Raw genomic sequence first — 5,025 nt, 5'->3', positions numbered from 1 at the left:
GGCCATCTATAACTCTTGCCACTGATGTAATAGAATTCATGGATTTCACATATATTGCAAAATCAAAATTGTAATTAGTTAACTCCATAAGTTCGAGTATTGCTGCATCTCTATCCTTTGCCAATATTCTTGTAGCTGCATGGTCAAGAGCCTTAATGTTATTAACATAGTTGTCTGAAGGTTTTTTAAAATCTAAGCTTAATAAAGTAAATCCTTTATCTAAGTAATTTACTACTATATTTTTCCATTCTATTAATCCATAGGAAAATTCTGTGAAACTAGACGGTATAGTTTGAATATAGTAATAGTTATCAGTTTCAATTATGTTATCAGTTAAAAAACTAACTCCTCTAGATTTTTGAATTTCATAATATTTCTTAACCTTACTACATTTAAATACAAAAGCTTCTAGCCTTGTATTTGGTAAATGCTTTGTCTTGGGATGAACATTAAAGTCTAGATAAGGATTTTCACCTTTTTTTCTAGCTTTTATTAAAACGTCTGCGGAGCTTGTGGTTGTATTTTTTAATACAAATATTTTTTCATACTCATTTTCCATCGCAGTGTATAAATCATGGCCAGTATATGTTAAAAAATCCTTTAAAACATCTTCTTGTGTGTGGAGTTCAGTATTTATAAGAACAAACTGGAGATCACCTACAATACCATGGAGCCCCAACTTTACACGGATTTTTTTAGTTTTTTTAGCTTCAATTTTTAATAATTCATCATCGTTTAAAAAATTTTGGTTTATTAAATTTTTTCCTTTATAAGCTAAATGCATATCCCAAAAATTTGGTATAATCATATTTCTCGTATTGATCCCCTCCCTAAGTTTTCCCATCTCCAGAATACATAATATTTAATATATATGTTGGATAACTAAATGTATACTTAAATACCATTTATTACAAAAGAAAAGGATTACAGCATTTTGTGCCTTAATCCTTTTCTTTTCATTTACGGGTATCTGTGTTACTTATATGAATAGTTAATATCTCTTATTTAGCGCTTAAAGCTTTTTTAAGGGCTTTAATTTCATCTTGGTGCATTTGCTTACTTTTTGTATCTCTTTTCTTATCATCTATAGGTAATAGGCTCTGTAAGGCTTTAATTTGTCGCTTTATTTCATCTTTATCCTTTGGAATTTCAAATTTTGACATTTATTTGACCTCCTTAAAATAATCTTTCATATATCTATTCTGCACTTGAGAGTTATTTCCTTCTAAATAGTTGTTTTTTATTAGATAAATATAATGAGTAATAAATTATTACCGCCTTCACCTATATATATTTAGCAGTGAGAGATTTATTACATCTACTTAATTTCAAAGGTGTCCCCTCAAAGATTACATTTCCACCCCTTATACCGCCCTCTGGTCCAAGATCTATTATCCAATCTGCACTTCTTATAATATCCATGTTATGTTCTATTATAATAACAGTATTTCCATTATCAACAATATTTTCTACTATGCCTATAAATTTTTCTATATCAGACATGTGAAGCCCAGTCGATGGTTCATCCATAACATATACCAAACTATTTTTATGTAATTCGTTAGCAAGTTTTAACCTTTGACATTCTCCTCCGGAAAATGTATCAAGTGTTTGACCTAAAGTTAAATATCCAATTCCCATTTCTTCTATTGACTGTAACTTTGTCTTAATTTGTTTATTATCAAAAAATACTAAAGCCTCCGAAACTGTCATATCAAGAACATCTATTATTGTTTGATCTTGGATAGTATATTCTAAAACTTCTTTTTTGAACCTTTTCCCTTCGCAAACTTCACAAGTATTTTTAGTATTCTCCATAAAAGCAAGGTTTGTTTCAATTATTCCAGTACCATTACAATTTTCACAGGCACCTTTTGAATTATAACTAAATAGTGATGCATCGACATTATTAGCTTTTGCAAAGACCTTTCTTATGTTATCCATTATTCCACCATAAGTGGCTAGGCTTGATCTTGAATTTGCGGAAACTGCACTCTGATCAATTAATATAACATCTTTGTTTTGTTTTAAAAACTCCTGTTTCATAAGTGTACTCTTACCGGAGCCTGCAACACCTGTTATAACAGTCAGTACCCCCTTTGGAACTTTAACCGATATGTTTTTTAAATTATTTGCATTGCAATTATTAACTTCCAGATATCCATTATGCTTTCTAGCAACTTTTTTAATTGAAAGACTTTTCTTTAAGGCATTTCCTGTAAGTGTGCCAGACGTCAGTAATTCATCATAACTTCCTTCAAATACTATATTACCGCCTTTGGAACCGGCATATGGTCCAACATCAACAACATAATCAGCAATCTTTATGACATCTGGATCATGTTCAACTACAATAACTGTATTTCCTTTATCTCTTAGCTTTTGTAAGAGCTCATTTAATTTATGAACATCTCTTGGATGAAGCCCAATACTTGGCTCATCGAATATATACATTAAATCTATAAGATTACTATTTAAATGCTTAACCATCTTTATACGCTGTGATTCACCACCTGATAATGTTGATGTCTCTCTATCAAGGGTTAAATACCCCAGGCCTATATCTATAATATTGTTGAGCTTTTCTTTTATGCTTTCAATTACCGTTGAAATCTCTGTTAAATTAATTTCATCTATAACATTAATGAGCTCATCAATTTGCATTGACATAAAATCTGAAATATTATAACCATTAATTAAAGAATTTAATGCTTCTTGATTCAGCCTTTTACCACGACACAAAGGGCATTCTGCTGAAATCATTAATTTACTAAGCTTTTTCTTCGAAGCCTCAGACATTTCTTTATCACTCTTTAAATATGATCTATTAAACTTTAGAATTAACCCCTCATAAGTTATATTCATTGTTCCAATAACACTTATTTTTATCTTTTCAGGGGAGCCATATAAAAATTTCTCTAGTTCTTCATTTGTATAATCACATAGTTTCTTATCGTTATCAAAAAATCCTGATTCAGCAAAAATTTTCCAAGGCCAAGAACCAATACCAAACCCTGAGAGCAAAATAGCACCTTCATTTATTGACTTACTTTTATCCAGAATTTTATCCATATCTACAGTTAGTTTCCTGCCGAGGCCCTCACACTCAGGGCACATACCACTTATATCATTAAAAGAGAATCTATTTCTTTGACCAATATGAGGATTTCCTATTCTTGAAAATAGCATTCTAATGAATGGATTGATATCCGTGATAGTTCCAAGGGTGGACCTTGAGTTAGAACCAATTCTTTTTTGATCAATAATTATTGGTGTAGATAAATTCCCTATATATTCAGCTTTCACTTCTCCATACTTTGGTAAAAAGTTTCTAATAAAGGCACTAAATGTCTCATTTAACTGACGTTTAGCTTCCTTTCCTATTGTATCAAAAACAATAGATGATTTTCCTGAACCAGATACACCAGTAAATATAGTGATTTTTCTTTTAGGTATATTTACTGAAATATTTTTTAAATTATTTTCTCTGCAACCTTTTAAGATTATAAACTCCTCCATCAAATTATCCCTTCCATCGATCATTCTTCTGTTTTTTTCTGCATTCTAAATAACTATTTATTATTTGAATTTAAGATTTATTTCAACAATTTCTGAGCGGCTACCTATCCTAATTGGAGGTCCCCATGTTCCATAACCTGAAGATACAATAAATTGAGAATTGTTCTTTTTCAAATACCCATAGTCTATTTCAAAAATTCTATTGGTTATAATATTTGCAGGAAATATCTGTCCTCTATGGGTGTGCCCTGACACTTGTAAATCAATCCCCTGATTTTCAGGTTCACTTAAATTTACCGGCTGATGATCCATAACCAAAAATGGTTTTGACTTATCTAAATCATTTACTAATGATAACAAATCTTTTCTTTTAACTTTTGTAGCCCGCTCTAAAGATGGGTCTTGTCTACCTATAACATAAAAGCTATCATTAATTAATATTGAATTATCTCGCAGCACAGTTATACCTGCATTCTCAAATTTTTTAACTACATCATCTACATTACTTCCTATTCCATCATGATTTCCAAGAGAGGCATACACTCCATACTTGCTTTTTATCCGCTTAAAGTTATCGCTCATGTTTTCTTTTACAAAAGGATCAATGCTACTATCAATAATGTCCCCAGGTATCAACACAATGTCAGGTTTCAAATCATTGATTTTATTTACCATACTTGTAAGCCTATCATTATCTACCATAATCCCAAGATGAATATCTGATACCATAACAACCTTCAAAGTATCTAGATTACCCGCAACTTTATCAACATTTAGATTATATTTTGTTACTATCACGCTACGAGCACTCCATGTACCATATATCATTACACCAAATATAAACGCAACTAGTATTCCCATTACTATTAATGAGACATTATAATGACCGGATAAACTTCTTGGAATAATTACAATTTTTCTATTTATAACTCTTATTAAATCTATTATAGGCAACACTAAAATAAGATAAAACATTATTGCCATCCAATATGATCCTATAATATTCAATTTAGTTGATATTATTGTTGGCATAAACGAAGGTAAAAGCGTTGTAACAATATATGACACTGCTATTATAGAAAACAGTATCCAATAAAGTTTAGAATTTATAAAATGGATATGACTAAATAGGTTCTGCCACACCCTTAAACCTATATAATAATTTATGGTTCCATACAAACATATAAATAAAATAGCAATAAGTATCATTAATCCATTCATTTTAATCTCTACTGCCTACTGCATCTTCAATTCTTATAGCTAATTTTTTAGTATTATTAGATTGTGTGTAATATCTTGATGCTATTTTTGTTTTACTCATTTTTTTGCCCCTTCATATGCTTATTACTATTTAATAAAATTTTATACTCTTAAGTAAACACAGGCGTTACCGCCCATGCTCCTCGACGGAACCGTACTTGCCCTATTAAGGCATACGGCTCTTCACATCATATTTGAATCACCTATAGAACAAACTAACATTAATAGTTGGTTCTAATAATGGAA

At 30.5% G+C, this 5,025-nt stretch carries 4 protein-coding genes; all 4 read right to left on the bottom strand.

Features of this window, described 5'->3' with window-relative positions; genetic code table 11:
• Positions 1-808: hypothetical protein (locus tag VIM70_RS09855; protein ID WP_331945584.1), on the bottom strand; the 808-nt coding region annotated here is incomplete at its 3' end.
• A 193-nt stretch (positions 809-1,001) separates the two neighbouring features.
• The gene (locus VIM70_RS09850) at positions 1,002-1,163 is read right to left on the bottom strand and encodes a hypothetical protein (RefSeq protein WP_331945583.1); all 162 of its coding nucleotides are present in this window, start codon (positions 1,161-1,163) and stop codon (positions 1,002-1,004) included.
• Between the two features lie 121 nt (positions 1,164-1,284).
• Complete coding sequence (locus tag VIM70_RS09845) at positions 1,285-3,522, bottom strand: excinuclease ABC subunit UvrA (RefSeq protein WP_331945582.1); 2,238 nt, start codon at positions 3,520-3,522, stop codon at positions 1,285-1,287.
• A 57-nt stretch (positions 3,523-3,579) separates the two neighbouring features.
• Positions 3,580-4,740, bottom strand: a complete 1,161-nt coding sequence (locus tag VIM70_RS09840) for a metallophosphoesterase (protein WP_331945581.1) — start codon at positions 4,738-4,740, stop codon at positions 3,580-3,582.
• Positions 4,741-5,025 lie beyond the last annotated feature (285 nt).

The organism is Clostridium sp. (assembly GCF_036569345.1).
GTDB lineage: Bacteria > Bacillota > Clostridia > Clostridiales > Clostridiaceae > Clostridium_AD.
The sequence above is the reverse complement of the archived record's forward strand: the minus strand, read 5'-3'. Positions and strand labels throughout refer to the sequence as shown.

Excerpts from the sequence above, each read along its gene's own strand:
- VIM70_RS09840 (WP_331945581.1), bottom strand. The coding sequence starts at position 4,740 with ATGAATGGATTAATGATACTTATTGCTATTTTATTTATATGTTTGTAT.
- VIM70_RS09850 (WP_331945583.1), bottom strand. The coding sequence starts at position 1,163 with ATGTCAAAATTTGAAATTCCAAAGGATAAAGATGAAATAAAGCGACAA.